General features: G+C 60.4%; 21 protein-coding genes and 5 pseudogenes. 11 read left to right on the forward strand and 15 right to left on the reverse strand.

Annotated elements, in window-relative coordinates:
* The first annotated feature begins 5 nt into the window (after nucleotides 1-5).
* From AC3WOG_RS31495 to AC3WOG_RS31520, 6 genes and pseudogenes are all read left to right on the forward strand, one after another.
* Nucleotides 6-1,646 (forward strand): HAL/PAL/TAL family ammonia-lyase, encoded by a 1,641-nt coding sequence (locus AC3WOG_RS31495; RefSeq protein WP_492581688.1) that lies wholly within the window; start codon nucleotides 6-8, stop codon nucleotides 1,644-1,646.
* Between the two features lie 24 nt (nucleotides 1,647-1,670).
* The gene (locus AC3WOG_RS31500; protein ID WP_492581689.1) at nucleotides 1,671-2,531 is read left to right on the forward strand and encodes an MBL fold metallo-hydrolase; all 861 of its coding nucleotides are present in this window, start codon (nucleotides 1,671-1,673) and stop codon (nucleotides 2,529-2,531) included.
* Between the two features lie 47 nt (nucleotides 2,532-2,578).
* Nucleotides 2,579-3,847, forward strand: coding sequence for an NAD(P)/FAD-dependent oxidoreductase (locus AC3WOG_RS31505; RefSeq protein ID WP_492581690.1), 1,269 nt, complete (start codon nucleotides 2,579-2,581; stop codon nucleotides 3,845-3,847).
* A pseudogene (locus tag AC3WOG_RS31510) lies at nucleotides 3,844-4,471 on the forward strand (TSUP family transporter). Before AC3WOG_RS31505 ends, AC3WOG_RS31510 begins: the two are co-directional and overlap by 4 nt.
* Before the next feature lie 256 nt (nucleotides 4,472-4,727).
* The gene (locus AC3WOG_RS31515; protein WP_492581691.1) at nucleotides 4,728-5,834 is read left to right on the forward strand and encodes a porin; all 1,107 of its coding nucleotides are present in this window, start codon (nucleotides 4,728-4,730) and stop codon (nucleotides 5,832-5,834) included.
* Nucleotides 5,835-6,085: 251 nt separating this feature from the next.
* On the forward strand, nucleotides 6,086-7,150 hold the full coding sequence (locus tag AC3WOG_RS31520) for a porin (protein ID WP_492581692.1): 1,065 nt from the start codon (nucleotides 6,086-6,088) through the stop codon (nucleotides 7,148-7,150).
* A 107-nt stretch (nucleotides 7,151-7,257) separates the two neighbouring features.
* Here the strand turns inward: AC3WOG_RS31520 and AC3WOG_RS31525 are convergent.
* A pseudogene (locus tag AC3WOG_RS31525) lies at nucleotides 7,258-7,466 on the reverse strand (LysR family transcriptional regulator); the annotation flags it as partial.
* A 98-nt stretch (nucleotides 7,467-7,564) separates the two neighbouring features.
* On the opposite strand from AC3WOG_RS31525, the gene AC3WOG_RS31530 reads away from it, so the two are divergent.
* The 3 genes and pseudogenes from AC3WOG_RS31530 to AC3WOG_RS31540 form a co-directional block, all read left to right on the forward strand.
* On the forward strand, nucleotides 7,565-7,717 hold the full coding sequence (locus AC3WOG_RS31530) for a hypothetical protein (protein ID WP_492581693.1): 153 nt from the start codon (nucleotides 7,565-7,567) through the stop codon (nucleotides 7,715-7,717).
* Between the two features lie 186 nt (nucleotides 7,718-7,903).
* On the forward strand, nucleotides 7,904-9,046 hold the full coding sequence (locus AC3WOG_RS31535) for an alkene reductase (protein ID WP_492581694.1): 1,143 nt from the start codon (nucleotides 7,904-7,906) through the stop codon (nucleotides 9,044-9,046).
* Between the two features lie 82 nt (nucleotides 9,047-9,128).
* A pseudogene (locus AC3WOG_RS31540) lies at nucleotides 9,129-9,227 on the forward strand (SDR family oxidoreductase); the annotation flags it as partial.
* On the opposite strand, the pseudogene AC3WOG_RS31545 reads toward AC3WOG_RS31540, so the two are convergent.
* The 12 genes and pseudogenes from AC3WOG_RS31545 to AC3WOG_RS31600 form a co-directional block, all read right to left on the reverse strand.
* Nucleotides 9,210-9,542 (reverse strand): annotated as a pseudogene (locus AC3WOG_RS31545) (phosphoglucose isomerase-related protein); the annotation flags it as partial. The pseudogenes AC3WOG_RS31540 and AC3WOG_RS31545 overlap by 18 nt on opposite strands.
* 39 nt (nucleotides 9,543-9,581) lie before the next feature.
* Nucleotides 9,582-10,607 carry a class 1 fructose-bisphosphatase gene (locus tag AC3WOG_RS31550; protein WP_492582513.1) on the reverse strand — a complete coding sequence of 342 codons (1,026 nt, stop codon included), beginning with the start codon at nucleotides 10,605-10,607 and terminating at the stop codon, nucleotides 9,582-9,584.
* Between the two features lie 103 nt (nucleotides 10,608-10,710).
* Entirely contained in the window at nucleotides 10,711-12,159 is a 1,449-nt protein-coding gene (zwf, locus tag AC3WOG_RS31555) for a glucose-6-phosphate dehydrogenase (RefSeq protein WP_492581695.1), read from the reverse strand.
* Between the two features lie 66 nt (nucleotides 12,160-12,225).
* Complete coding sequence (gene fba / locus AC3WOG_RS31560; protein WP_492581696.1) at nucleotides 12,226-13,278, reverse strand: class II fructose-bisphosphate aldolase; 1,053 nt, start codon at nucleotides 13,276-13,278, stop codon at nucleotides 12,226-12,228.
* Nucleotides 13,279-13,496: 218 nt separating this feature from the next.
* Entirely contained in the window at nucleotides 13,497-15,533 is a 2,037-nt protein-coding gene (tkt, locus tag AC3WOG_RS31565) for a transketolase (RefSeq protein WP_492581697.1), read from the reverse strand.
* A gap of 98 nt (nucleotides 15,534-15,631) precedes the next feature.
* Entirely contained in the window at nucleotides 15,632-16,303 is a 672-nt protein-coding gene (gene dhaL / locus AC3WOG_RS31570) for a dihydroxyacetone kinase subunit DhaL (protein ID WP_492581698.1), read from the reverse strand.
* Nucleotides 16,300-17,307, reverse strand: a complete 1,008-nt coding sequence (locus AC3WOG_RS31575; RefSeq protein WP_492581699.1) for a dihydroxyacetone kinase subunit DhaK — start codon at nucleotides 17,305-17,307, stop codon at nucleotides 16,300-16,302. The genes dhaL and AC3WOG_RS31575 overlap by 4 nt, the downstream gene beginning before the upstream one ends.
* A 26-nt stretch (nucleotides 17,308-17,333) precedes the next feature.
* Nucleotides 17,334-18,104 carry a GolD/DthD family dehydrogenase gene (locus AC3WOG_RS31580; protein WP_492581700.1) on the reverse strand — a complete coding sequence of 257 codons (771 nt, stop codon included), beginning with the start codon at nucleotides 18,102-18,104 and terminating at the stop codon, nucleotides 17,334-17,336.
* Nucleotides 18,105-18,119: 15 nt separating this feature from the next.
* Nucleotides 18,120-19,121: a substrate-binding domain-containing protein gene (locus tag AC3WOG_RS31585; RefSeq protein WP_492581701.1), complete on the reverse strand. Its 1,002-nt coding sequence runs from the start codon at nucleotides 19,119-19,121 to the stop codon at nucleotides 18,120-18,122.
* 44 nt (nucleotides 19,122-19,165) lie between these two features.
* Entirely contained in the window at nucleotides 19,166-20,152 is a 987-nt protein-coding gene (locus AC3WOG_RS31590) for an ABC transporter permease (RefSeq protein WP_492581702.1), read from the reverse strand.
* Nucleotides 20,149-21,627, reverse strand: a complete 1,479-nt coding sequence (locus tag AC3WOG_RS31595) for a sugar ABC transporter ATP-binding protein (protein WP_492581703.1) — start codon at nucleotides 21,625-21,627, stop codon at nucleotides 20,149-20,151. The genes AC3WOG_RS31590 and AC3WOG_RS31595 overlap by 4 nt, the downstream gene beginning before the upstream one ends.
* Nucleotides 21,628-21,747: 120 nt before the next feature.
* On the reverse strand, nucleotides 21,748-21,870 hold the full coding sequence (locus AC3WOG_RS31600) for a hypothetical protein (RefSeq protein ID WP_492581704.1): 123 nt from the start codon (nucleotides 21,868-21,870) through the stop codon (nucleotides 21,748-21,750).
* 45 nt (nucleotides 21,871-21,915) lie between these two features.
* On the opposite strand from AC3WOG_RS31600, the gene rpiB reads away from it, so the two are divergent.
* Nucleotides 21,916-22,386, forward strand: a complete 471-nt coding sequence (gene rpiB / locus AC3WOG_RS31605) for a ribose 5-phosphate isomerase B (protein WP_492581705.1) — start codon at nucleotides 21,916-21,918, stop codon at nucleotides 22,384-22,386.
* 87 nt (nucleotides 22,387-22,473) lie between these two features.
* Complete coding sequence (locus AC3WOG_RS31610; protein WP_492581706.1) at nucleotides 22,474-23,460, forward strand: sugar-binding transcriptional regulator; 987 nt, start codon at nucleotides 22,474-22,476, stop codon at nucleotides 23,458-23,460.
* A 177-nt stretch (nucleotides 23,461-23,637) separates the two neighbouring features.
* Here the strand turns inward: AC3WOG_RS31610 and AC3WOG_RS31615 are convergent.
* Nucleotides 23,638-24,672: pseudogene (locus AC3WOG_RS31615) on the reverse strand (ABC transporter substrate-binding protein); the annotation flags it as partial.
* A gap of 92 nt (nucleotides 24,673-24,764) precedes the next feature.
* On the reverse strand, nucleotides 24,765-25,784 hold the full coding sequence (locus AC3WOG_RS31620; RefSeq protein ID WP_492582514.1) for a zinc-dependent alcohol dehydrogenase family protein: 1,020 nt from the start codon (nucleotides 25,782-25,784) through the stop codon (nucleotides 24,765-24,767).
* Between the last annotated feature and the right edge of the window lie 327 nt (nucleotides 25,785-26,111).

Consider the following 26,111-nt stretch of genomic DNA (forward strand, 5'->3'; position numbering starts at 1 on the left):
GAATCATGTTACGACCCGTCCGATGCGCGCTCATGATGGCCGCATTGCTGCATGCCTCTTTGTCTTTCGCTGACGTCGTACTCGACGGCCATTCCGCTACGCCCGTGCTCATCGCGCAAATCGCCGCTGGGGACTCCGTTCGCATCGCACCCAACGCGCTCAAGCGAGTCGAAGACGCGCATCAGGTCCTGCTCGCTGCCGCACAGGACGGGCAGAAGATCTACGGGCTGACCACTGGCGTCGGAGAGAACAAAGACCGCTCGATGGTCGACGCTCACGGCAAACTCACCCAGGAAATCATCGACTCGTCCAGGCGCTTCAACGTCGGGCTGATTCATGCCCACTCGGGCAGCGTCGGTCCCGACATGGACGTCAGAGTGGCGCGTGCAGCCATGGCGGCACGGCTGAACGCGATGCTCGATGGAGGGGCTGGCGTGCAGACCAGCATTGTCGACACCTATGTCCAGTTCCTGAATCGCGGAATCACGCCGGCGATGCCGTCGGGCGGCTCCATCGGCGAGGCCGACATCACGATTCTCAGCCACGTAGGCCTGGCCATGCTGGGCGAAGGCGACGTCTACTATCAGGGACGTAAGATTCCCGCGGCCGACGCGCTCCGCTCGGCCGGCATCGCGCCGATCCAGCCGTACGGCAAGGACGCCCTTGCGATTCTCAGTTCCAACGCCTATTCGGCCGGCATGGCGGCATTGGCATTGAACGACATGGGCCGCCTGCTGAAGATGACGAGGCTGGTTTACGCGTTGAGCTTGCAAGGCTTCAACGGCAACGTGTCGCCGTTCCGGCAGGACACGTTGGGGCTGCGCCCGTTCCCGTACACCATGCGAGCCGGTGAAGAACTGCGCACGCTGCTGGCCGGCAGCAGCATCTGGAATCGCGACGACAAGCGCGCGCTGCAGGATCCGTTAAGTTTCCGCGACGGCGTCTATCTGCTGGGTGAAGAAGAACGTGTGTACGACGAGACGCAGGCGCTGCTGAACATCCAGCTCAATTCGTCCGACGACAATCCCGGCGTTGCCGTGGGCGTGAAGGCACACTCCGCACGCTGGCAGGACAGCCACGGTTACGTGGATGCCAATGGAGTGCAAGGCGCGGTGCTGCCCAGCGCGAATTTCGAGCCGCTGCCCTGGGTCTTGTCGTTCGAAGAGATGGGCCTCGTTCTGGCGCATAACTCGCTCGCATCGGCGCAACGCATCATCAAGCTGAATGATCCGCAACTGAGCGGCCTGTCGCGTTTCCTCGGCACGGATCAGACCGTGCATGCGTTCGGTGCAATGGAGAAGCCGCCGGTGGCGCTTGCAGAAGAGAACAAGGAGCTGGCAATCCCAGTCTCGATGGACTACCTGCCGGTAGCCGGCGGCATCGAGGATATCGCCACGAACGCGCCGCGCGTGGTCACGCGCGTGCAACAGCAGATCGACAACAGCTTCATGCTGCTGGGCGTCGAATTAATTCATGCAGGCCAGGCCATCGATTTGCGTAAGCAGCAGCCTGGATTCACACTGTCGCCAGCCACGGCCGATCTTTACACCGCGCTGCGCAGCAAGGTGACGTTTCTGGATCGCGATCGACCGCTCACGCCCGATTTTCGCGCTGCGGCAGCTGTGCTGCGCGGCTACCCCGGCTGACGCCGGTCAGTTCTGGATCACGCCATGAAGCCATGCGTTGAAGCATTCCATGACCCGGTGACGTCGGCCGTGACCTACGTTGTGTACGAAGCGGCGGGTTCACCCTGCGCGATCGTCGATGCGGTTCTCGACTACGAGCCGCAGTCCGGCCGCACGTCGACGCACTCGGCCGATCGCGTGATCCGCTTCGTGACCGCGCAGAATTTGCAGGTGCAATGGCTGCTCGAAACACACGCCCATGCCGATCACGTCTCGGCGGCGGCGTATCTCAGGAAGCAACTGGGTGGCGCGATCGCCATCGGCGAGCACATTCGCTCGGTGCAGGCGGTGTTCGAAAGGTATTTCAATCTTGAACCGCTGACGCCGTCAGGACCCTCGCCCTTCGATCATCTGTTCGCGGATGGCGATACGTTTCAGGTCGGCGCATTGACTGGACGCGTGATGCATGTTCCTGGTCATACGCCCGCCGATGTCGCCTATCTATTCGATGGCATCGCGTTCATGGGCGATACGTTGTTCATGCCGGATGTCGGCACCGCCCGCTGCGATTTTCCCGGCGGCGACGCCTGCAAGCTCTACGAATCGATTCGAAAACTGCTGAGCCTGCCGCCGCAGACGCGTCTTTTTGCCTGCCACGACTATCCGCCCGATGGCCGTGAAGCGCACTGGGAAACGACGGTCGCCGCGCAGCGTGCAGCGAACATCCATGTCCGCGACGGCATCACCGTCAACGAGTTCGTCGCGATGCGCACTGCGCGCGACGCCACCCTGGGCCAACCGGCGCTGATCATTCCTTCGATTCAACTGAACATCCGCGCGGGCGTTTTCCCGCCGGCCGAACCAAATGGTGTGAGCTACCTGAAGCTTCCGCTGAACACGTTCTGACGCCCAGGCAGGTCGATAACAATGAGCTTTAAAGCAGGAGTACCCCAATGAGCGCGAACGCAGCAGTCCGTGACCAGGTTTCCGCGGGCAACACAAAAACCTTCGACGTGGTTGTCATAGGCGGTGGCGCCGCTGGTATCGGCGTGACGGCAAGCCTGTTGCGCCGCCGCCCCGATTTGCGCATTGCAATCGTCGAACCTGATGACCGGCACTTCTATCAGCCGGCATGGACGTTGGTCGGCGGCGGCGCCTTCGACATCGACGACACCATGCGGCCGATGTCGTCCGTGATGCCCGACAAGGCACGCTGGCTACGTGCCAGCGCGACTGACATCGAGCCTGAGCAGGCTCGTATCCGGCTCGACGACGGGCGACTGGTCGGCTATCGGTACCTGATCGTGTGTCCCGGTCTGCGGCTTGCGTGGGAAAAAATCGACGGCCTGGAAGAAACGCTTGGCAAGAACGGCGTGACGTCGAATTACCGGTTCGACCTCGCTCCTTACACGTGGCGGCTGGTCAATGAGCTGAAGCATGGCAAGGCGCTCTTCACGCAGCCGGCCATGCCCATCAAGTGTGCCGGTGCGCCGCAAAAAGCACTGTATCTCTCCTGCGATCACTGGCTCAAACAGCGCGTGCTCGACCATATCGACATCGAATTCAATCTCGCCGGCGACGTGCTGTTCGGGGTCGCCGCATTCGTGCTGTCATTGATGAAGTACGTCGAACGCTATCGTGCGTCGCTCGCGTTCGGTTCGAACCTGATAAGGGTCGATGGCGCTCGTCGGATCGCCACGTTCAGCGTTAAGGACGGCGCCGCCAATGTGGTGCGTATCGAGAAGCCGTTCGACATGCTGCATGTCGTTCCGCCGCAAGCTCCGCCGGACGTGATCAGGAACAGCCTGCTCGCCGACCAGGGCGGTTGGTGCGAAGTCGACCACGCGACGCTCATGCATCCGCGTTATCCGAACATCTTCGCACTCGGCGACGCGTGTTCAGCGCCCAATGCGAAAACGGCCGCTGCCGTTCGCAAGCAGATTATTGTCGTGGCGGAAAACCTGCTGGCCGCACGCGAGAACAAGCCTCTGTCGGCACGCTACGACGGTTACGGCGCGTGTCCGCTAACCGTTGAGAAAGGCAAGGTCGTGCTGGCGGAGTTTGGTTATGGCGGCAAGTTGCTGCCAACGTTTCCGCTCGACCCAACCGTGCCGCGAGCGCTTGCCTGGCATCTGAAGACAGCCGTCCTTCCGTGGCTGTACTGGAACGGCATGTTGAAGGGCCGGGAGTGGCTCGCCGGATCAACGAAATCTCAAGCATGAGCGCCATCCCGTTGACAAGCGCAGCGCTCGGCGCATGCGTCGGCGCAACGCTCGCGCTGACCGGCGCGGGCGGCGCGATCATTGCCGTGCCGCTGCTGTTATTCGGTCTGCAGCTTTCCGTCAGTCAGGCAGCGCCCAGCACTCCAGATGTTCCGCAGGGCCAGCGCTAGCGGATTGCAAGGCGCGGCGGTGTCCTCATCGTCCGTACCTTGCCGCCTCGATACAGCGCGTGGCCACCTGATCTGGACGCTGCCATGCGCCCGCATATTGGCTGTGTGGGGTGCCGCGGCGGGCTTTCTTTCGGGATTGCTGGGGGTAGGCGGTGGCTTCGTGATCGTGCCTGCGCTGAGACGATCGACCGATCTGCCGATGCAGTCCATCGTCGCGTCTTCGCTCGCGGTTATCGCGCTTGTATCGGTCACAGGCGTGGCGTCGGCAGCACTGCAAGGTCATATGGACTGGCCCATCGCCATTCCGTTTGCCGTTGGCGCCGTGTGCGCAATGTTGATTGGGCGCATGTTCGCACGGCGGTTAAGCGGGCCGAGATTGCAGCAGGGTTTTGCCGTGGTCGCTGGCTCTATCGCGCTCGGCCTGGTGATTCGGATCCCGCTGGAACATCCGTGATCGCCCTATGTGGAACGGTGGTATGAGTCAGCGTGCGGACTTGAATTCGCGAAACGCTGAATGCGAAATTCCGGCCATGTCGTACGGTTTGTCGGTAGTGATTCGAACTGAACCCGGCGAACAGCATAGGTAGCTTCTTTGATTCCCGGGACCATGAAAACGACCATGCCCGTGATCTGGATTAATAGATTTGCTGTACTAATTGTATTTATTTAAAACGAATTCATTTCCTACCCTCCGAAAAATGGACGTTCATATGCGAAAAAAACTTGCGGCAATTATCTGCTCCGTGGCCATGGTGCCCCTAGCGCATGCACAGAGCGCCGTCACGTTATACGGGATCGTGGAAGACGGTGTCGATATCGTCAGCAACGTGCAAGGCAGTCACCTGTACCAGCTCGCGTCCGGCGTGACGGCAGGCAGCCGTTGGGGCGTGCGCGGAACGGAGGATCTGGGCGGTGGCCTGGCGTCCATATTCCGGCTCGAGAGCGGGTTCGATCTGAATTCGGGGCGCCTTGGCAGCGGACTGGCGTTCTCACGCAACGCCTATGTGGGTATCCAAAGCATACAGGCCGGCACCGTGACACTCGGGCGCCAGTGGGATTCAATCGTGGATTTCGTGGAGCCGTATACGCTAAACGGCAACATGGGTGGCTATTACCTCGCTCACCCCAACGATATGGACAACACCGACAACGGGTTTCCAATCTCGAACGCCGTCAAATACCGCAGCCCGACGATTGCCGGCGTCACCTTAGGGGGACTCTATTCGTTTGGAGGTATCGCTGGGCAATTCTCGAACAACTCGACGTTTAGCGCAGGTGCTACGTATGCAGCGGGGCCGATCAGCGCAGGGGTTGGATATCTGCGCATCAACAATCCGGGAGTATCGACGCAGGGTTACCAGAACTACCCGGGTTTCACGAATGCTGTCTACGGCGACTTCCTGGCTGCGGCGCGCGCGCAGAAGGTGTTTGGCGTTGGGGCGTCATATCAGGTGTTGGGGTCGCTGCGTTTCCTGGCCGACTTCACGAACACGATTTTCCAGCAGGGCAGCGCGGGGCATGACGCGACGTTCCAGAACTACGAGCTGTCCAGTCTTTTCAATCCAACGCCAGCTGTCACGATCGGAGCGGGCTACACGTACACGACTGGTCGCGATCATGCGACTGGCAGCCAGCCGAAATACAACCAGTTCAATCTGACGGCCGAATATGCCCTCTCAAAGCGGACGTCGGTGTATGTGCTTGGCGTGTTCCAAAAGACGGCAGGTGACGCGCGGGTGGCCCAGATCGCAGGCTTCAATCCTTCTGGAAACCAGAAACAGGCTGTTGGGCGCGTAGGAATCCGCAGTGTGTTCTGACCTGGAGGCTTAGGCTGGCACACCGTGCCTTCCACGATGGCATTTTGTTGGCCCGGCAGCCGTCCAGCGTCACTTCATGTCGGACTGCATCAGTCACCTGGGAAGAAACATCGCCAGTCGCGGGAAGCACCCAGCCATTGATCTGAATACACACCTAATCGGGATAACAAAAGACTCTAAACATGTTTTTACGTCTTTTTGTCAAATACCATATTTAGCAAAACTAATTTAAAAATTCAAGGTTATTTTAGATGCGAGAGAAAATTAAAACCGAACGGCTTTGGAAGACCGGCATCCAGGCCGTCATAGTTCCGGCCGCATTCTTTTGTAGTTCGAACATCGCTCTCGCGCAATCCAGCGTCAAACTTTATGGAATTCTCGACGTATATGCAGGTACCCAACGGGCGCTGGGTGGCGCGCGCGCATACGCTATGAACTCGGGCGGAATGAGCACCAGTTTCTGGGGCATGGGCGGTCGCGAAGATCTGGGCGCGGGGTATGCCGCGGTGTTCGCGCTGGAGGCGTTTATACGTCCGTCGACTGGAGCGACTGGACGCTTCAGCGGCGATACCTTCTTCGGACGCAATGCCTATGTAGGACTAACCACACCCTATGGTTCGGTGTTGCTCGGACGTAATACAACCCCTTACTACGTGTCGGCGCTCAGATTCAATCCATTTGGTACGTCGTTCGGCTTCTCGCCAACACTCATCCAGATGTACAAGGGTGTTTCCGGGCAGGGTCTGGTGGGTGACAACGGCTGGAGCAATTCGGTGATGTACACCACGCCAACGGGTGCCGACCTGCACGCCGGCTTGATCTACGCTGCGGGTAATGAAGCCGGCCATCCCGGCGCGAACCAATGGGGCGGCAACGTTGTCTATGGCCATGGACCCTTCAGTGCGACCGTCGCGTTCCAGCAAGCGAAATACGACAAGGTGCCTGGCGACCTGAGCGCCAGCATCCCGGGCTTCAGCAATCAGGATGCCTTGTTCGTCGGTGTTAGCTATAACGCAAATTTTGCCAGGGTGACGGCGTCCTATCAATACGTGCACGATTCAATTTCGAACGGCAACCTGAACACGAACAGTGGCCAGATCGGCGCATCGGTTCCCTTTGGCGTTGGCGCTTTCCTCGCATCGTATGTGTATGCCAAAAGCGAGGGACGCAACGATCCGGTGCGAGCCACCTGGGCAGTTGGCTACGACTATCCGCTGTCAAAGCTTACTGATGTCTACCTCGCTTATATGCGCGACCGCGTTTCCGACAAGTCGATAGGAGATTCTGCCGGGCTGGGCATGCGAACGTCGTTTTGACGCGCTTGAGACAGGAAACCGCCGGCAATACGGACACCATGGTGGCCACGCGAATCGGCCCGAGCGCTTCAGCCCTACTGCCGCGCCCGCTCATGCCGCTCCCGCAAGCAGTAGGCAAGGTATGTCCGCCCCTCCTCGGTCAGGCGCATTTGCCGCGTTGTCCGCCCGAACAGCCTCGTGTTCAGCTCGCTTCCAGCCTGACGAGACGCGCGCTCGCAGCCGCCTTCGACAGGCCCAGCTTGCGCCCGGCACCGGAAAGACCGCCGAGGTTTGCCGCTTCAACGAAGAGCCGGATATCGGCGAGGCTTTCTCTGATATTTCGATTTTTATTGAAAATCCTTCAAAAGATAAATCAATTATCAAAGTGGACCCGCGTTTGCACAATGGGCGCACTTCCTCAATCCGCAACGCCCCATGAAGCTCGATCACGCAACCATCGTCACCCGGGATATCCAGAGCGCCGTGCGTTTTTTCACCGGCGCAGTCGGGCTGATGCAAGGGCCGCGCCGCGCATCGACCATGTCGCATTCCGCGTTGGCGAAGGCGCCGAATGGGCCGCGCTGGTGAATCGCCTGAACCGGGACGGCTTCGCGCACCAGCTCGCCAAGGTTCTTCTTACCAGAGAACGCCAGCTTTTCGTCCGGCTGGCGGCTGGCGTCGCCGTTGAATTCGTTAGTCCGTTAGCCCATTAATCCGCTATCCCGCCGAACCACCGCGATTCCCCATTAACCCACGCATCCGGAGATTTTCACCATGACGTCCACCGCTTCGCCACTCTTCACGCCGACCGTTATTTCACGGCTCCAGCTCCCGCACCGCGTCGTCATGGCGCCGATGACACGCTCGCGCAGCACGCAGCCGGGCGACGTGCCCAATGCGATGATGGCGCGCTACTATGCGCAGCGCGCATCGGCGGCGCTGATCGTCACCGAGGCTACGCAGATTTCTCCGCAGGGCAAGGGCTATTCGTTCACGCCAGGTATTTACAGCGCCGCGCAGGTCGCGGGATGGCGTCTCGTCACCGATGCGGTTCACGCCGCCGGCGGCCGGATATTCCTGCAACTGTGGCACGTCGGGCGTATGTCGCATCCGGACTTCCACGACGGCGAACTGCCTGTCGCGCCGTCCGCGATTCCCTTCGACGGCCAGATCTGGAAGGTGGACCCGGCGACGGGCGTAGGCGCAATGGTCGCGTGTCCGACGCCGCGCGCGTTGTCCATCGAGGAAATCCGTGACGTGGTAGCCGACTTCCGCCGCGCCGCACGCAACGCAATGGACGCGGGCTTCGACGGCGTGGAAATTCACGGCGCGAACGGTTATCTCGTCGACCAGTTCCTGCGCACGACCTCCAACGTACGCACCGACGAATACGGCGGCTCGCGTGAAAACCGGCTGCGCTTTCTGAAGGACGTGGTCGACGCCGTGGCCGAGGAAGTTGGCGCGGAGCGCACCGCCATCCGTCTCGCGCCGTTCCTGACCGCCCGCGGCATGGACTGCCCGGACATCCTGCCGACGATTCTCGAAGCGACCGAGTTTCTGCAGGCGCGCGGCATCGCCTACCTGCATCTCGTCGAAGCCGACTGGGACGACGCTCCCCAGTTTACCGAAGCATTTCGCAAGACCATCCGCGAACGCTTCACGCGCCCTGTCATCGTTGCCGGCAAGTACGACAATGCCCGTGCCCAGTGGGTCCTGTCGCACGGCTACGCGGACCTGGTCGCCTTCGGCCGCCCGTTCGTCGCAAACCCCGACTTTCCCCGCCGCCTGGCCGAGGGACTGCCGCTTGCCGGCTTCGACGGCAGTACGCTGTTTGGCGGCACCGAACGCGGATACGGCGACTACCCGAACTGGAGCGGCGCCGCCGCGACGGCGGAAGAAAGTGCGTCTGCGCCGTAAACGACGATGCGACTGAATCGACCTTTGCAGTCCATCCAGGATTTTAGGAAGCCCGCATCAACCTGAAAATTGGAAATTCATCATGAGCAAACTCGCATCGACGAAGGTACTCGTCGTCGGCGGCAGTTCCGGAATCGGTCTCGCCACGGCCAGGGCATTTGCCGAACTCGGCGCGGATGTCCTGATCGCGTCGCGCAGTGCGGACAAGCGCGGCGCGGCCTTCGGTCGGATTGGCGACTTCGCCCGCGAACATCGCGTCGCGGCGCTTCTCGACGCCGGCTTCGCGGGCCAGTTGCACCAGCAGTTGCAACGTTTCGTCGGTGATGCGGTTCTTCGAGAAATCGGCCGCGAGACCGCCGCCCGCGAACGCAAAGCGCTCAGCACGGGTAGGGGCGGGATCGTTCTCGGGGGCGAACCAGTCGCGCATGTGCGCATCGCGAATCTTCTCGTAATGCGTTTGCAGCGAGGACCATGCGGAGGACGAAGATATTTTCATAGCGATCGATAAAATGAAGTTTCGTCAAAAAACGCAAGCTCAAGCGACCGCGGCCTCGTCGTGGTATCGAAGCAGGCGCTCCACTTCCAGCCTTGACCCAAGGATAACGGGAACGCGCTGATGGACATGGTCCGGCTGAACTTCCATGATCGGGGTCTCGCCCGTTGTGCTCATCCCGCCGGCCTGTTCGACAATGAACGACATCGGATTGGCCTCATAGGTCAACCGCAGCCGCCCAGCAAGCTGGGGATTCCTGTTGTCCCGTGGATAGAGGAAAACGCCCCCACGCATCAGGATTCGATGCACCTCCGCGACCATGGATGCTATCCATCGCATGTTGAAATTCGTCTGTCGCGGCCCCGAGGCGCCCGCGACACACTCACGGACATAGCGGCGCACAGGCTCTTCCCAGTAGCGCTCGTTGGACATGTTGATCGCAAATTCGCGGGTATTTTCGGGAATCTGGAGTTGTGGATGGGTCAGCACGAATGATGCCGATTCCCCATCGAACGTGAACCCGTCGACGCCGTGCCCCGTGGTCAGCACAAACATCGTCGTCGCACCGTAGATCGCATACCCCGCGCAGACCTGCTTCACACCCGGCTGCAGAAAATGGCTCTCGTCGATTGCGCCGCCAGACGCCGGAGTAGCCAGCACGGAAAAGATACTTCCGACAATGCCGTTGATCTCGAGATTGGAGGATCCATCGAGCGGATCAAAAAGGAGCAAATAGTCAGGAGTATCCGTGGAATGCTCATGCCCGGTCATCTGAACCGACTCGAGTTCTTCTGACGCCAGTCCGCGGAGACAGCTGACCGACTCGACCGCGCCGATCATGATGTCGTTCGACACGACGTCGAGCTTCTTTTGCGCCTCTCCATGAACGTTCTCGGAATGGGCATTTCCGGATGCGCCATCGAAGACGCCCCGCTCGACAGCCGTTGCGATAGATGAGCACGCATCGGCAACGGCTTCGATGAGCATGATCAGTTCCGCGGGGACCTGCTCCTCACGTGTTGCGTTCGCGAGAAATGAGGATAGCGTAATGTGCCTGGTGGTGGCGATGTGGTTCATGTTCGGTCCGCTTGGCAGGAACTGTCTGACGATCGATTTGGAATCAACGGGCGTAGAGAGGCTCCGTCGACATGCATACAGCAGTGATAGACTCTCACGCGTCGTATGGTGCGGCGCTGCCCTGTCCAACCAGCGCGAGGGCTGCGTCAGGACCCACGCCGCCGGCAGCATAGGGCTCGGGAGGATCCTGCTGACGCCAGGCATCGATCACAGGATCGACCCATTGCCATGCGGCGTCGAGTTCGTCGCCTCGCATGAACAGCGTGAGTCTGCCCCGGATCACATCGAGCAGAAGCCGTTCGTAGGCATCCCTTCGTCTGGTCGAGAATGCCGAAGAAAATTCGAGGTTCAGACTCACCGGCCTGACCGTCATTTCGTCACCCGGCGCCTTGGTCATCAGGTAGAGTTTCAGACTTTCGTCCGGCTGCAGCCGGATCACGAGACGGTTGCCCCGACCCGCCGTCGCGGACGAGCCGAACACCGAATGCGGTACATCCCTGAAATTGACGACGATCTCTGCAACACGACTTTGCAGGCGCTTGCCGGTGTACAGGTAAAAGGGCACGCCTGCCCAGCGCCAGTTGTTCAACTCCACTTTCAGCGCGACGAATGTCTCCGTGCGGCTATCGGCACGAATGTCCGGCTCGTCCAGATAACCGGCCACCGGCTCGCCATGCATCTCGCCGGCCGTGTACTGGCCACGCACGGTCTGCCGTGCCACATCGGCCGCGCTGAGCGGCTTGAGCGAGCGTAGAACCTTGAGCTTCTCGTCGCGTACTGCGTCCGCTTCGAGACTCAGCGGCGGCTCCATAGCGAGTATGCACAGTAGCTGCAATAGATGGTTCTGAACCATATCCCGCATTGCACCGGTGCGCTCGTAAAACGCGCCACGCCCCTCGACGCCTACCTGCTCGGCAATCGTGATCTGGACATCACGAATCCCGTCGCGATTCCAGAGACGTTCGAACATGCCATTGCCAAACCGCAGCGCAAACAGGTTTTGAACGGTCTCCTTGCCGAGATAGTGGTCGATCCGGTAGATCTGGTGCTCGCGAAATATCGCACCGACCTCCCGGTTGATCTGTTGAGCGGAGGGCAAATCATGGCCCAGCGGTTTTTCGAGGACGACCTTCGACGTGGCGGAAACCAGCTCTGCCCGGTTCAGTTCGGTGCATATCGGAATAAAGAGTTCCGACGGAGTGGCAAGGTAGAAGATATGCCCCCGGCTGTCCTGCCATCGCAACGTTGCAGCGAGCCGTGCGTAGTCCGCAGACACCAGCACGTCCATCTGAACGAATTCAAGGCGCGATGAGAACGTGGTCCAATGTGCATCGTCGAAGCCGATGGCGGGCAGGAACTGACGAAAGGCATCACGTACCTTATCGAGGTAGCCGTTCCGATCCAGCCCATCACGGCCGACGCCAACGATACGCATGCCGTCCGGAAGCGTTCCCTCCCGGTGGTTCTGATACAGCGCGGGAAGAAGCTTGCGCATGGCAAGATCTCCCGTGCCGCCAAAAATCACCAATAACTGTGCTTTCATTGATCTGATCCCGACAAGATTCCTGAGTCCGCTAAACGCATCGCGCGTTCATGCCAGCGAAATCCACTACCCGCGATGCACGTGGTCATAGCGCCCCGCCATCGCTGACAGCGCAACCGGCTTGATCTTGTGCGCCTGTCCGGCACTGCCGAATGCCTCGAAGCGGGAACGGCACAGGTCCCGTGCCGCCTCGAGTGCGTCCGTGAGGAATCGACGCACGTCGAACTCGGTAGGACGCTGTGCGAGTGAGCGCCGTATTGCACCGGTCATCACGAGGCGAATGTCCGTATCGATGTTGACCTTGCGTACACCGTGGCGAATGCCCTCGCAAATCTCTTCCACCGGAACACCGTACGTTTCCCGGATTTCACCGCCGAACTCGCGGATGATCTCAAGCCATTCCTGGGGCACGGAACTCGATCCGTGCATGACCAGGTGCGTATTGGGCAGGCGACGATGAATCTCCCTGATCCTGTCGATCGCGAGAATATCACCCGACGGTTTGCGGGAGAATTTATAGGCGCCGTGCGACGTACCAATAGCAATTGCCAACGCGTCGACCCCGGTACGCTGCACGAAGTCGGCGGCCTGCTCGGGGTCGGTCAGCAGCATGTCGTGGGTCAGCACGCCTTCGGCACCGGAGCCGTCCTCCTCCCCTGCCATTCCCGATTCGAGTGAACCCAGACATCCGAGCTCCCCCTCGACTGACACCCCGACGGCATGCGCCATATCCACCACAGTCCGCGTCACCTCAACGTTGTAGTCGTAGGTCGCAACGGTTTTCATATCCGGCATGAGTGAACCGTCCATCATCACGCTGCTGAATCCGCTGCGGATCGCGGCCTGGCAAACAGCCGGCGATGCCCCATGATCCTGATGCATCACGACCGGGATGTCGGGATAAGTCTCGATCGCCGCAACGACCAGGTGCCGCAGAAACGCTTCGCCGGCGTATTTCCGTGCGCCGGCGGAGGCCTGCATGATGACCGGACTATCGCAGTCAGCGGCCGCCTGCATGATCGCCTGAACCTGCTCCAGGTTATTGACGTTGAATGCCGGCACGCCATACGCGTGCTCCGCCGCATGGTCCAGCAACTGCCGCAATGAAATCAGCGCCATGTCATTTCCAGGAAGTAATGTCGCCGTGCGGCGAACGTCGTTAAATTGATATCGAGAACGATCACGACACCGTTCTGGCGTCGGCCGTTCTGGCACTTTCGGGCACGACGCGGCGGCGCAACAAAGACGGAACTGGAGGACGCGCTGCCGTGTCCTCACAGTGTCTGGAACACCTTGATCGGGTTGGGTGAGTCGGCAGGCTCAGCACCTCGATACAACTAATCAACGATCCCAGCTTCCATCTCGAGCGTGCGACTCACCGCGTCCACGATCGCGTCCACCGTAATACCGAACTCTTCGTACAACGTCTCGGCTGGCGCCGACTCGCCAAAGTGCGATAACCCGATCACGGCGCCGCTCAAGCCGACATACTTCCGCCAGAAATCGCCAGCGGCCGCTTCAATTGCCACGCGCCGGATCTTTGGCGGCAGAACGGAAAGCTGGTATGCAAGCGGCTGGCTATCAAAGGTCGTGGTCGATGGCATCGATACGACCCGTGCGGCAATGCCCTGCTCGGCGAGCACTGTTTGCGCCTTCAGCGCGAGCTCCACTTCGGAACCGGTCGCAATCAGAACGATGTCCGGTTTTCCGTCTGAGGCCTCGGACAACACATAACCGCCCTGCCGGATTTGTGCCTTTGCCTGCGAGGTACGAGGAAGCGGCGGCAGATTCTGGCGCGAAAGCAGCAGCGCGGTCGGCGCGTCAGTTGTTTCCAGTGCGGCTGCCCACGCAAATGCCGTTTCGACCGCGTCCGCCGGACGCCATACGCTCATCCCCGGAATCTGGCGCAGCATTGCCGCGTGCTCGACCGGTTGATGGGTGGGCCCATCTTCGCCGAGACCAATCGAATCGTGGGTGAAGACGTAGATACATTGCAGGTGCATCAACGCCGCCATACGAAGCGCATTCTTCGCGTAGTCGGAAAACACCAGGAAGGTCCCGCCATACGGAAGAAAACCACCATGGAGGGCAACGCCGTTCATGATCGCGGTCATGCCGAACTCGCGAACGCCGTAATGGATATAGTTTCCAGATCCGTTCGCGCTGTCGGGTATGAGCGCACGGGAAGCCGGCACCATGGTGAGATTCGAGGGCGCGAGGTCCGCCGAGCCGCCCAGAAGTTCAGGCAGTCGGCCAACCAGCAGATCAAGGCACTTCTGCGACGCCTTGCGGGTCGCCATCGTCTGCTCGAACCAGTCACCGTCCTCCAGCAGGCTTTCGATCACGTCGGCGGATCGCTCGCGGCGACTACCGTGCATACGGGATTCGAAGTAGCCGGCCTTTTCCGGAAAGTGGGTACGATAGGCTTCGAACAGCGTGCGCCATGCCATGTTGCTCTCACGGCCCGCTGCTCGCGCATCCCATGCGCTGCGAATCGGCTCGGGAATATCGAATGGCGCGTGATCCCAGCCAAGATGCTCCCGCGTGGCCGCGATTTCAGCGGCGCCAAGCGGAGCGCCATGTACGTCGTGCGTGCCGGCGCGATTGGGCGAGCCATGTCCGATCACCGTCTTGCAGCATATCAACGTCGGCCGGTCACGTTCCGCTCGCCCTGCCTCGATCGCCCGCTCGATCGACAGCGGATCATGTCCGTCCACACCCTCGACGACATGCCAGCCATACGCACGGAAGCGCATCGGGGTCTGGTCGGTGAACCAGCCCTCGACATGGCCGTCGATCGAAATGCCGTTGTCGTCGTAAAACGCGATCAGTTTGCCGAGATGCCATGTGCCGGCGAGCGAGCAGGCTTCATGCGAGACGCCCTCCATGAGGCAGCCGTCACCGAGAAACACATACGTGTGGTGATCGACAATATCGAATCCCGGTTCGTTGAATTCAGCGGCCAACAACCGTTCGGCCAGCGCCATGCCGACTGCGTTGGCAAGACCCTGCCCTAACGGGCCAGTGGTCGTCTCGACCCCTGGCGTCAGACCGCGTTCCGGGTGCCCGGGCGTAACCGATTGCCACTTCCGGAATCCCTTCAGATCGTCTATCGACAGGCCGTAGCCGCTCAGATGCAGCACGGCATAAAGCAGCATCGAACCGTGACCGTTTGACAGCACAAAGCGATCCCGGTTAACCCAATCCGGAACCGCAGGATCATGCTTCAGGTACTTGCGCCAGAGTACTTCGGCAATATCCGCCATCCCCATCGGCATGCCGGGATGTCCAGAATTCGCAGCCTGGACGGCGTCGATCGCCAGAAACCGCACTGCATTGGCAAGTTCTGTCCGGGTCGGATTAGCATGATCCATGAGTCACCACTATTTCGTATACCTAAATTAATATATTGAAGCCCCGTGCGTTTTCTCGACGAGGCTCCGGCATCCAGTCTTCGGGTTCGGTTACGACGTCAGGCAGCGGGCACCGCCGTACTGTCCAGCAGATGCGTGATCGATTCGCCCATGCTGCGCAGGATCAGGAAGCAGGAACATGCACCGGCGTCCAGGACGCCAATCGAACGGTCGCCTAGCCGGGCAGCGCGTCCGATACGGGCGCGCAGGTCGCGAGTCGAATTCATCCCGGCTTCCGCGGCAACCACCATCGCATCGATACACTCCCGGAAGCTCTTGCCCTCTTCCAACGCCGCCCCATACGCCATACGCGCGGGAACAAGCGTGTCGATCAGCGTCTTATCGCCGACCTTCGCATCGCCGATCTCCTGGACAGAAGCGATGCCGGCAACGAGCGCCTGATAGAAAAGGGATTTATCGAGCTCGGCGTGGTCCGCGAACGTGTCGCTCATACTGAGAAAGAAAGTCCCGTAGAGCGGCCCCATCGAGCCACCGATGCCGTCCATGAGTGCCGAGGACAGATCAGCCAGGGCCACCTGGAGCGACGGTACCGCTCCGCGTGCCGCAAGATGCTCCCCACACTGGGTGAAGCCCTTGCTCATGTTGATGCCATGATCGCCATCACCAATCGCGCCGTCGACTTCGCTCAGATACTGGCGATTCGCATTGATGGTGCGAACCAGATCGACGACGACTCCGCCCGCGTCGGCCAATTTAACGATTTCAGTCATCGTGCGTCTCCCACATTGAGTCCGATGCTTTGACATGGATGCGCCAGGCAGGCGCTCAGTTCGTCGTCGAGTTTCGTCAACGTCAGCGTGACCCCCATCATTTCCAGGGACGTAAAAAGATTGCCGACAAACGAGAGCTGGATATCGATGCCCGCTTCGCGCAGATAATCGGCGACCTCGCCATACAGGATGTATTGCTCCATCACCGGCGTCGCGCCGAGACCGGACAGCAACACCGACACCTTGTCGCCTCTGGCAAAAGGCAGATCCGGCAACAGCCTGTCGAGCATCAGCCTCGCCATGTCTCTCGCAGGAACGGTGGGTTGGACCAGGATACCCGGTTCGCCATGATGGCCGATGCCGACTTCCATTTCGCCGTCCTTGATGACGAAGTTGGCCTTGCCGACCGCCGGGATCGTACAGGCGGACAGGCCGACGCCGATCGAGCGGGTCGAATCCACCGCTTTGCGTGCGGAGGCGATCACTTCATCGAGCGTGGCGCCCTGGGCCGCCCGCGCGCCGCCGACCTTCCACATCACGATTTCGCCGGCAACGCCGCGCCGTTTTTCGATCTCGTCTTTCGGCGCCGAGGCGGCATCGTCGTTTGCGACGACCGTGCGCACGCGAATGCCTTCGCGCTCGGCCAGCTTGATTGCCATCTTCACGTTCATATTGTCGCCGGCGTAATTGCCGTAAAGGCACGCTACGCCGGCGCCGCTGTCGGCCGCCTTGAAAGCCTCGAAGAATGATTTCGCAGTCGGCGACGAGAAGATTTCGCCGATGGCCACGGCATCCACCAGGTTGCGCCCGACATAACCGATGAAAGCCGGTTCGTGGCCTGATCCCCCTCCGGTCACAATGCCCACACGGTCCTTCTGGCGAGCATGCGCATGCGAGACAACGCGAGGATTCTCCGGTGCGGCACGCAGCTCCGGGTGCGCCGCGAGGATGCCGCGGAGCATGTCCTCGACAACGAGATCAGGATTGTTAATGACGCGATTCATACCGTTCCTTTACATCTTGAGTATTGTTACTGGGCGGTGTAGCCGCCATCAATCACGATATTCTCGCCGTTGACCATAGCGGCCGCGTCGCTGACCAGGTAAAGGATCAACGCGGCGATCTCGTCGGGGCGTGCGAATCGCCCTGCGGGAATTTTAGCCTTCATCGCTTCGCCCACCGCACCCGCCCAGGCTTTCCTGCCCAGTTCGGTATCGACGACCGTGGGTGAAACGGCGTTGACCGTAATACCGTGCTTTGCCCATTCGAGCGCGAGTACCTTTGTCATGCCGACGATTGCCGCCTTGCTCGCGCAGTACGCCACATGGCGCTCCAGTGCGACGACACTCGCCTGGGAAGCCAGATTCACGATCCGGCCGCCAGCACCTCGGCCCAGCATCTGCTTGCCGACGGCCTGCGCAAGAAGAAAGGGGGCCTTGAGGTTGATCGTCATCGTCCGGTCCCAGGCCTCCTCGGACAATGCTTCCGCGTTCTCAAGCAGAGCGACGCCGGCATTGTTGACCAGGATGTCGACGGGACCTAACGTTTCGGTCACGCGCCGCACCAAGGCATCCGAGATCCCGGCGAAAGTGATATCCGCCGCGATACCCACGTGCCGCTCCAGGCCACCTGGAAGCGTCCGGGCCACAGCCTCGACGGCCGGGTTGATATCGAGCAGCGCAACGCGCGCACCCGCGGCAGCAAGGCACTCGGCAACGGCAAACCCGATACCGCTTGCCGCGCCGGTCACGACCGCGACGCGGTCCGTGATATCAAAAGGGGTCGTTGAATTGACCGACATCGCTCCACTCCTTGATTAGTTACTCTTGGGAATCTTGTTGAGAATCTCCTGGGCATTTGCCGGCGTGACCTGCGTCCACGGCACCGCGTAGGACTTCGCAGTACCGTCGTCCCAAGGCATCTTCGCGCCGTATCCCGCCCAGACGTCCGAGCGCGGCTTGTAAGACGAACCGACGACAGTACGCAGCGCGACATCCAGTGCGCCTTGCGCCTGCGCCTGCGAGTCCTGGAAGAAGGTCGTCATTTCGCCGCGCTTGACTGCCGCGATACCGTCGACAATTCCGTCAATGCCGGCGACCGGGACCTTCTTCGGATCGATGCCCTTCGATTTCAGGGCCTGGATGGCGCCGAGCGCCATGTCGTCGTTCTCCGCAATGATGCCGCTGATCTGCCCCGGATGGGCGGTCAGCCAGTTCTCGACCAGCGCCAGCGATTCGGCACGCGACCAGTTCGCCGTCTTATGCTCGAGCACCTTGACGGTTGGCGTCTTCGACAGCACGTCCTGGATGCCCTTCGAACGATCGATCTGCGCGGACTGGCCGATCGGACCCTCGAGGATCACCACATTTCCCTTGCCGCCGATTGCCTTGACGATCGCCTCCGCTTCCATCTGTCCCGCGATCACGTCGTTACTACCAACATAGGACGTGAGTTTGTCGCCGGACACCAGGGTATTCGATCCGATGACCGGAATGTGCGCCGCGGCGGCTTTCGCCACGGCGGCGGCGCCCGCCGCCTTGTCGATCGGCACGAAAATGATCGCGTCGTATTTCTGCGTGATCATCGTGTCGAACTGATTGCTCTGGGTGAGCGCGTCATAGTTGCCGTCGAATACCGTGATCTGCACCGTACCGTCCTTGACCGCGGGCTGTGCCTTAAGCGCGTTGGTCCACATCTGCATGAACTCGCCCTTGAGACCATACACCGCCGCCCCGATACGGATAGGTTTGGCCTGCACGACAGTACAGGTGAGGCCCATCACTGCGCAGGCCAGCAAAGTTTTTTTCCACGAAATCATCGAAGTCTCCTGAATATTTCCAGATTGTTGCTTTTGGGTTGACGTTATTGCTTCTTGCGCGAAGCATCGAGCAGGACGGCGCCGACGATAATGACGCCCTTTACAACTTGCTGGTAATACGACGACACGCCCAGCAGATTCAGTCCGTTATTGATGACGCCGATCAGTAGCGCGCCAACGACGGTTCCTCCGAGCGACCCCGTGCCGCCCGAAAGACTCGTGCCACCGATCACTACAGCCGCAATAGCATCGAGTTCATAGGACACGCCGGCCTGCGGCAAAGCCGATGTCGTGCGCGCGGCGAGGATAATCCCGGCAAGACCGGCCAGCAGTCCGCCGATCACGTAGACGGAAAAGATAATCTTGCCGGTCGAGATACCGCTCGTTTTGGCGCTCTTTACGTTGCCGCCCACTGCATAAACGTAGCGGCCGTAAGTCGTATAGCGCAGGACAAACCAGAACAGCACGACGACGAGAGCGAAAACGATGATCGGCACCGGTATCCCGGCAATCGCGCCCGTGCCGATGGTCAGGTATGCGTCCGGCAGGTCGGTCACCGGCATGCCATCGTTATAGATATAGGTCAGCCCCCGCGCCGCGCTCAGCATGCCGAGCGTTGCAACAAAAGGAGGAATGGAGAGCCGGGCAACGAGCAAGCCGTTGATCGCGCCAACGGCAGCGCCTACGGCAAGCCCTGCAACCAGTCCGAATGCCGCGCCGTGCGGATGCGCGCCGGTCATCAGACTGGCACTGATGATGCCGGCAAGGGCGAGCGTGGAACCAACGGACAGGTCGATGCCCGCCGTGAGCACGACATAAGTCATCCCCACGGCCAGGATGCCGTTAATCGAGGTTTGCCGCAGGATGTCCGCGATGTTGCCCAGCGTCAGAAAGTACTGGTTTGCAAAAGACAGCACGATGCACAGGACGATGAGCACGGCGACGATGCCATAGCGCCGGTAGATATCGCGCATATGTGCGGAGCGGCTTTGGCTCGCCGGGACTTTCAGGGAAGTGGTATGAGTATTCATGATGCGAGGTGCAGAAGATCTTCCTGAGTGGTGGTATGGCCGTCGATCACGGTGACCAACTGCCCCGACTTGAAAATGGCGATGCGGTCGCTGACATCCAGAATTTCCTGTGCCTCGGAAGACACCACCATGGCGGCGCCCCCTTTCGATACGAAGTCGTCGAGCAGCTTGTAGACCTCGCGCTTGGCACCCTCATCGATGCCCCGGGTCGGTTCGTCGCACAGCAGGCACGTGGGCTCGGTTGAAAGACAACGCGCGAGTACAACCTTCTGCTGGTTTCCCCCGCTCATCGACGAGACCGGAAGCGACACCGAGCTTGTCTTGATCCGCATGCGCTCGACCATCGTATCGACGAGAGCCTTCACCTTCCGGCGGTTGATCAGCGACAGGCGCGACAGGCGGTCGTAGGCGGAGAACGAGATGTTGTCGCGCACGGACGCCGACAGTACGAGCCCCGTCTCCTTGCGATCCTCCGTCACGAGCGACAGGCCTGCCTGAATGGCCTTGCGGGGGCGGCCAACCGGCAATGCGCGGCCCTTGAGCCTGACTTCACCGCTGTCGGGACGGGTCAGTCCATACATGCAGTTGAGATATTCGCTGCGGCCCGCGCCCATGAGCCCATAGATGCCAAGGATTTCTCCCTGGTGAACAGTGAGCGAGATATCGTTGAATTCGGACTCCCTGGAAAGACTTGCCGACTCGAGGACGGGCTCGCCCACAGGCCTGCGAACCTTCTCGGCAGAATGAAGCTTGCGGCCCACGATCGTGCTCACCAGATAGGAGCGATCGATGTCGGCGATGCGTCCGCTGTCGACATACCGGCCGTCGCGAAAGACCGTGTAGTCGTCCGCGATCTGAAATATTTCCGAAAGCCGGTGGCTAACGTAGATGATTCCGGTGCCCTGCGCCGTCAGGTTACGGATCGCGTTGAACAGCACCTCGGTCTCGCGCTCGCCGATAGCTGAAGTCGGCTCGTCCATGATCATCACATCGCAGTCGCGGCTGAACGCCTTCGCGATCTCGACTAACTGGATCTGAGCGAGGCTCAGCGACGACATGCGTGCGCGGGCGTCGACCGGAAAAGCAAGCCGGTCCAGAAGTTCCTGCGCTTGCCTCGCGAGCGCCGCGAATTTAACCAGCACACCGGCCCTGCGGGGTTCGCGACCGAGATACAGATTCTCGGCAACGGTCATGCCGGGAATCGGCGAAAGCTCCTGGGTAATGATCGCGATGCGATTGTCGAGCGCTTCAGCCGGCGTCTGAAAATTGACGCTTTGTCCCTTAAACAGGATTTCTCCGGCATCGCGCTGGGTGATACCCATGACGATGCCCAAGAAGGTCGATTTTCCGGCTCCGTTCCCACCGCATAGCGCGTGGACACTCCCGCGCCGCAGTTTCAAACGGCCATCCTCGAGTGCCCTGACACCATTGAATGCCTTCTGTACACCACTGGCATCAACAAGAAGGTCGTCCACTTTGTCTCCTAACATTTGCTCGTTGTTGAACATTTGAGCAGTTGGATGACATCGTAGATTTCCGCTTCACACCTGTCAATTACGGCGGACACGTGGTTTACCCCTAACGCCACTCAGCTTTCAGATTTGCTGCAACGCGGCGATGACATTCGATTTGGCCCAGAACTGACCACAGAAAAAACGCATACCGGCGATCTTGACATTCGCACGCGCACGATTGAGAATTTGATCATCGATGTACATTTGTTCAATCGTACATTGAGCAATCCTGGATAACTGGAGTTAAATATGAAGCTGGCAATCGGGTGCGATGAAGCCGCATTTGACCTGAAGGAACTGATCAAGCAACATTTGACCGGCAGGGGACTGGACGTCACCGATTTCGGAACATACGAGGCGGAGCCTGTTCAATATCCGAACATTGCGTTCGCAGTGGCCGAAAGGGTTGCGCAAGGCGAGTTTGATCGCGCCGTTCTGATGTGCGGAACAGGGATCGGCATGGCGATCGCCGCTAACAAAGTGCACGGCATTCGCGCCGCGCAATGCCACGACACCTATTCGGCGGAGCGGGCGAGCAAGAGCAATGACGCGCAAATCATTACAATTGGCGCTCGCGTTGTCGGACCCGAGCTCGCGAAAGCGATTGTCGACACGTGGCTTGGTGCAAGCTTCGACGGCGGACGCTCCGTCCCGAAGGTGAACCGCATCAAGGAATACGAAGATGGCCATCTGTTACCCCGCAACAACAAGACTGCGTGAACTGGCTGACCAGGTCATCAGTCGATAGCCCACCGGCTCCGCGGCAGGCCACGTTATATCCAGCCGAATGGGAATGAGACAAAACATATGACCACCGACGAACTGACTCGTCTGGCGACGCTTTACTATGTCGACGGGCTTACACAGGAAGATCTGTCGAAACAGTTCTCGCTTTCTCGAGCCAAGATAGGTCGTCTTCTGAAGCGTGCGCAGGAAGAAGGCATTGTTGAAATTCGCGTCAGGCACCATCCACGTGATACGCGGGATCTCGAACGCGAGTTGATCGATCGATTCGGGATCGAAAAGGCGATCGTGTCCATCAATCACAAGGACCAGGACAAGCAGCGCGAACTACTTGCCGGCCTGGTCGCCAGTCATCTGGATCGCATTCTCACCAACGACATGATCGTTGCCGTGGGTATCGGCCGTAATATCAACGAGATCTCGGAGCACGCGATTTCATCAACGCAGCGCTCTCCGACCTTCGTCTGCGCCATCGGCGGGTTCTATCGGGGTGGCGACGTCATGAATGCCGACCACATCAGCCGCCGGCTTGCTGCCCGCTTTGGAGGTGGCAGCGAGACGCTTTACGCGCCGGCCCTGGTGGGCGACCCCGACGTCCGCGAGGGCTTGCTTCACAACGACGCCGTCAAACCTACACTCGACAAGGCACGTAGAGCGCACATCGCGCTCGTTGGGGTCGGCGACATCAATGAAGATAGCAACATGGTCCGCACCGGCTGGTTTTCACCAGACGAGATCGCCGAACTCCGCAAGTGCGGAGCAGTCGGGGACCTGATGGGCTACCACTTCATCGATATTGCCGGCCGTCCAGTTGTCACTCCCGTTCGCGACCGGGTCATTGGTCTTAGCCTGGAAGACCTGAAGCGCATTCCGAACGTTATTGCGGTCGCCAGCGAAAATACCAAGACAACCGCCGTCCTGGGAGCGTTGCGCACAGGCGCCATCAATACGCTCGCAACGACGGAAGCCATTGCTCAATCGATTGTCAGTCTGGAAGACGCGACCCGTAATCAGCTTTCTCCGCTGCATCCGGAAATGGCTACCCGGTAAAAGGCAACCGTCGGCATGGCACACGTATGCGGCGCGCAAACTTGTGCGGCGCGTGCACACGGTCCAGGCAACCTGGTTCCCGACCTGTTCGAGCACCGCGAGCTTGCTGCCCCGTATTCCGACGATCTGCATCATGACGTGGGAGTGATTGTGCTCGTCCATCGCAAAGGTGCCGCCAAGCATAGACGGCATCTGTGTCGATCGCAGCGCCCGCTGTACGGCGACAGGATCGTCCGACTTCGCGCGACGGATCGCGTCGATGACTAGCCCGGTCGCCTCAAACGCGAAGAGCGACCGCTGGGTCGGAGCGAGCCCGTATTTCTCTCGATAAGAGGCCGCGAACGCCTGCACGCCGGCCCCGGGAGCCGAGGGTGTAAATACTGAAATTCCTGCGGCCCGATCAAGCCCGCCAGCCGCCACGAACCGGGGCGACAAGTTCGCAATCGCCGCTGTGAAATCAATGCGACCCGCGATAGGGGTGCCTCCGCCGATTTGCTCATAAGCACGGAAAAACGCCCCGCTAGACACGCCAAGAAGGGTAACGATGTGATCTGGCTGCAGCGCCTTCAATCGCTCGAGGAGCGGAGCAAGATCCGTGGTTCCCTTCGCGACGGTCTCGCTGGCCAACGTCTCGATGTGTGCGGCCGTCGCGGCCTTTTCCATAGCCACCGCGTTGGCGCGGTTGAAGTCATTGTCATCGGCCAGGATAACGATACGTCTGGCGTTGCGGGCCTTCAGCCACTGCATCATCGCGGTCGCAACATCGCCATCGGATGGGCTGGTTTTGAAAACGTAGTCGTAACCACCGGAACCGGCGGCGTCGACGAATTCCTGCCCGGCCGAAATGTCGATCACAAACGGCACCTTCGCAGCATTCGCTACCGGCATCACTGCCCGCGTGACGGGTGTCGCCAGCGCGCCCAACAACACGGAAACATGCTGCTGCTCAATCAGTCGCTTCGCCACCGCAATGCCGGTTGCCGGATCGGCAGCGTTATCGGCGTAGAACGCCTCGACAGGCCTGCCGAGCACGCCGCCGGACTCGTTGATGCGCTGTAATGCCAATTCGACGCCGTACTGCTCGCTCTGTCCGCGATCGGCATTCGGGCCGCTCAAGATGGTTGTGACGCCGATCCGAACGGGGTCCGCGGCGAATGCCGGGCTAACGGCAATTGCAATCCCCGCCACCAGCAACGCTGACGTCAATCTCATACATGACTCCTTTGCAGATGGCTTCACTGACGATCACAGCCGAACTACGCGTGGAAAGGCACCCGTTACCGGAACGGAAAACGAACGTCGCGCTACGCGCGCATGTCGACCACCACCTTGCCGAAATGCCGCCCTCTCGCGAGATACTCATAGGCAGACGGAGCCTCATCGAACGGGAAGACTTTGTCGACAGCGGGATTGATTTTGTTGACGTCGACGAAACGGACGAGCTGTTCGAGCATCGCGCGGCTACCTGCCGTTATGCCGACGAGGCGCTTTGCGCCACCGATGAGCGCGCCGGGCTCGATCGAGACACCACCGCCGCCGCTGACCCGGCCGATCACGACAATCGTCCCACCGGGTCCCGCGGCCTTCAGGGAGCGCGCCAGCGTACCTTCGCCACCGACCTCGACCACGATATCGACCCCGGCACCCTCGGTGAGCTGCAAGACCTCGTCCTGCCATTCCGGGCTGGTCCGGTAGTTGACGGTCGCATTCGCGCCAAGCGAGCGTGCACGTTCAAGTTTTTCGTCCTGGGACGATGTCACGATCGTGAAGACGCCAGCGGCTATGGCAAGCTGTAGCGCCCAAAGCGAGACACCGCCGGTTCCCAGCAGAAGCACGCTGCCACCGGGTTTGACCGCGCCTGCGACGAACAACGCATTCCATGCCGTCACGCCGGCGCAAGGCAACGTGGCAGCCGTAATGGCATCAAGACTGCGTGGCGCCAGCACGAAAGCCTCCTCACTTGCCACGATTTCTTCGGCGAGCGTGCCGTCGAACTGGGCGCCGAAGGACACGGCTGTCTTGCCAGGGGACAGTGCACCGTCAATCCATCGCGGGTAGTAACTTGTGATGACACGATCACCTGTCCTGAAACGGGTGGCCGCCTCCCCAACGGCGATGACGTCCCCGCATCCATCGACGAGCGGGACAATCGGGTAGCTCGGCGGGCTATAAAACTGGCCCCGCGCGAAACTGAGGTCACGATGGTTCAGTGCGGCAGCGTCCACGCGCACCCTGATTTCGTGGGCACCGGGGTCCCGGCTTGGGCGTTCGACACGTTCAAGTCCGCCAATGCCAGCGCCGGCCTGGATTTGATAAGCCTTCATTACACCCCCCTGGTAGACTGCGCGGCGCAGCGTCGTTGGAAAATTTCCGGTCATTCCCACGACGGCTGGCTTCGTCAACGCCACAACGGAAATGCCGGCAGCGGGGTCCACCTGGAAATTCGTGCCGTACACGCCAGACCAGTTCCAGGCGCCGGCGCTCACTGGCGACTTCGCCGCAACCGGATCTCTGAGTACGGCCACGCCGAGTCCCCAGCCGAAGCCCGGGCCGGCTGCGCCGACCGGCAGGTCGCCGATCGCTTTGGACGTCATCGCCGCGACGGTTTCCGGGCGGATAGCTTTGGCAAATCAGAATAGACAGCAATGTAC

The organism is Paraburkholderia sp. FW306-02-B (assembly GCF_058782725.1).

Excerpts from the sequence above, each read along its gene's own strand:
- AC3WOG_RS31495 (WP_492581688.1), top strand. The coding sequence starts at position 6 with ATGTTACGACCCGTCCGATGCGCGCTCATGATGGCCGCATTGCTGCAT.
- AC3WOG_RS31500 (WP_492581689.1), top strand. The coding sequence starts at position 1,671 with ATGAAGCCATGCGTTGAAGCATTCCATGACCCGGTGACGTCGGCCGTG.
- AC3WOG_RS31505 (WP_492581690.1), top strand. The coding sequence starts at position 2,579 with ATGAGCGCGAACGCAGCAGTCCGTGACCAGGTTTCCGCGGGCAACACA.
- AC3WOG_RS31515 (WP_492581691.1), top strand. The coding sequence starts at position 4,728 with ATGCGAAAAAAACTTGCGGCAATTATCTGCTCCGTGGCCATGGTGCCC.
- AC3WOG_RS31520 (WP_492581692.1), top strand. The coding sequence starts at position 6,086 with ATGCGAGAGAAAATTAAAACCGAACGGCTTTGGAAGACCGGCATCCAG.
- AC3WOG_RS31530 (WP_492581693.1), top strand. The coding sequence starts at position 7,565 with ATGAAGCTCGATCACGCAACCATCGTCACCCGGGATATCCAGAGCGCC.
- AC3WOG_RS31535 (WP_492581694.1), top strand. The coding sequence starts at position 7,904 with ATGACGTCCACCGCTTCGCCACTCTTCACGCCGACCGTTATTTCACGG.
- zwf (WP_492581695.1), bottom strand. The coding sequence starts at position 12,159 with ATGAAAGCACAGTTATTGGTGATTTTTGGCGGCACGGGAGATCTTGCC.
- fba (WP_492581696.1), bottom strand. The coding sequence starts at position 13,278 with ATGGCGCTGATTTCATTGCGGCAGTTGCTGGACCATGCGGCGGAGCAC.
- tkt (WP_492581697.1), bottom strand. The coding sequence starts at position 15,533 with ATGGATCATGCTAATCCGACCCGGACAGAACTTGCCAATGCAGTGCGG.
- dhaL (WP_492581698.1), bottom strand. The coding sequence starts at position 16,303 with ATGACTGAAATCGTTAAATTGGCCGACGCGGGCGGAGTCGTCGTCGAT.
- AC3WOG_RS31575 (WP_492581699.1), bottom strand. The coding sequence starts at position 17,307 with ATGAATCGCGTCATTAACAATCCTGATCTCGTTGTCGAGGACATGCTC.
- AC3WOG_RS31580 (WP_492581700.1), bottom strand. The coding sequence starts at position 18,104 with ATGTCGGTCAATTCAACGACCCCTTTTGATATCACGGACCGCGTCGCG.
- AC3WOG_RS31585 (WP_492581701.1), bottom strand. The coding sequence starts at position 19,121 with ATGATTTCGTGGAAAAAAACTTTGCTGGCCTGCGCAGTGATGGGCCTC.
- AC3WOG_RS31590 (WP_492581702.1), bottom strand. The coding sequence starts at position 20,152 with ATGAATACTCATACCACTTCCCTGAAAGTCCCGGCGAGCCAAAGCCGC.
- AC3WOG_RS31600 (WP_492581704.1), bottom strand. The coding sequence starts at position 21,870 with ATGTACATCGATGATCAAATTCTCAATCGTGCGCGTGCGAATGTCAAG.
- rpiB (WP_492581705.1), top strand. The coding sequence starts at position 21,916 with ATGAAGCTGGCAATCGGGTGCGATGAAGCCGCATTTGACCTGAAGGAA.
- AC3WOG_RS31610 (WP_492581706.1), top strand. The coding sequence starts at position 22,474 with ATGACCACCGACGAACTGACTCGTCTGGCGACGCTTTACTATGTCGAC.
- AC3WOG_RS31620 (WP_492582514.1), bottom strand. The coding sequence starts at position 25,784 with ATGAAGGCTTATCAAATCCAGGCCGGCGCTGGCATTGGCGGACTTGAA.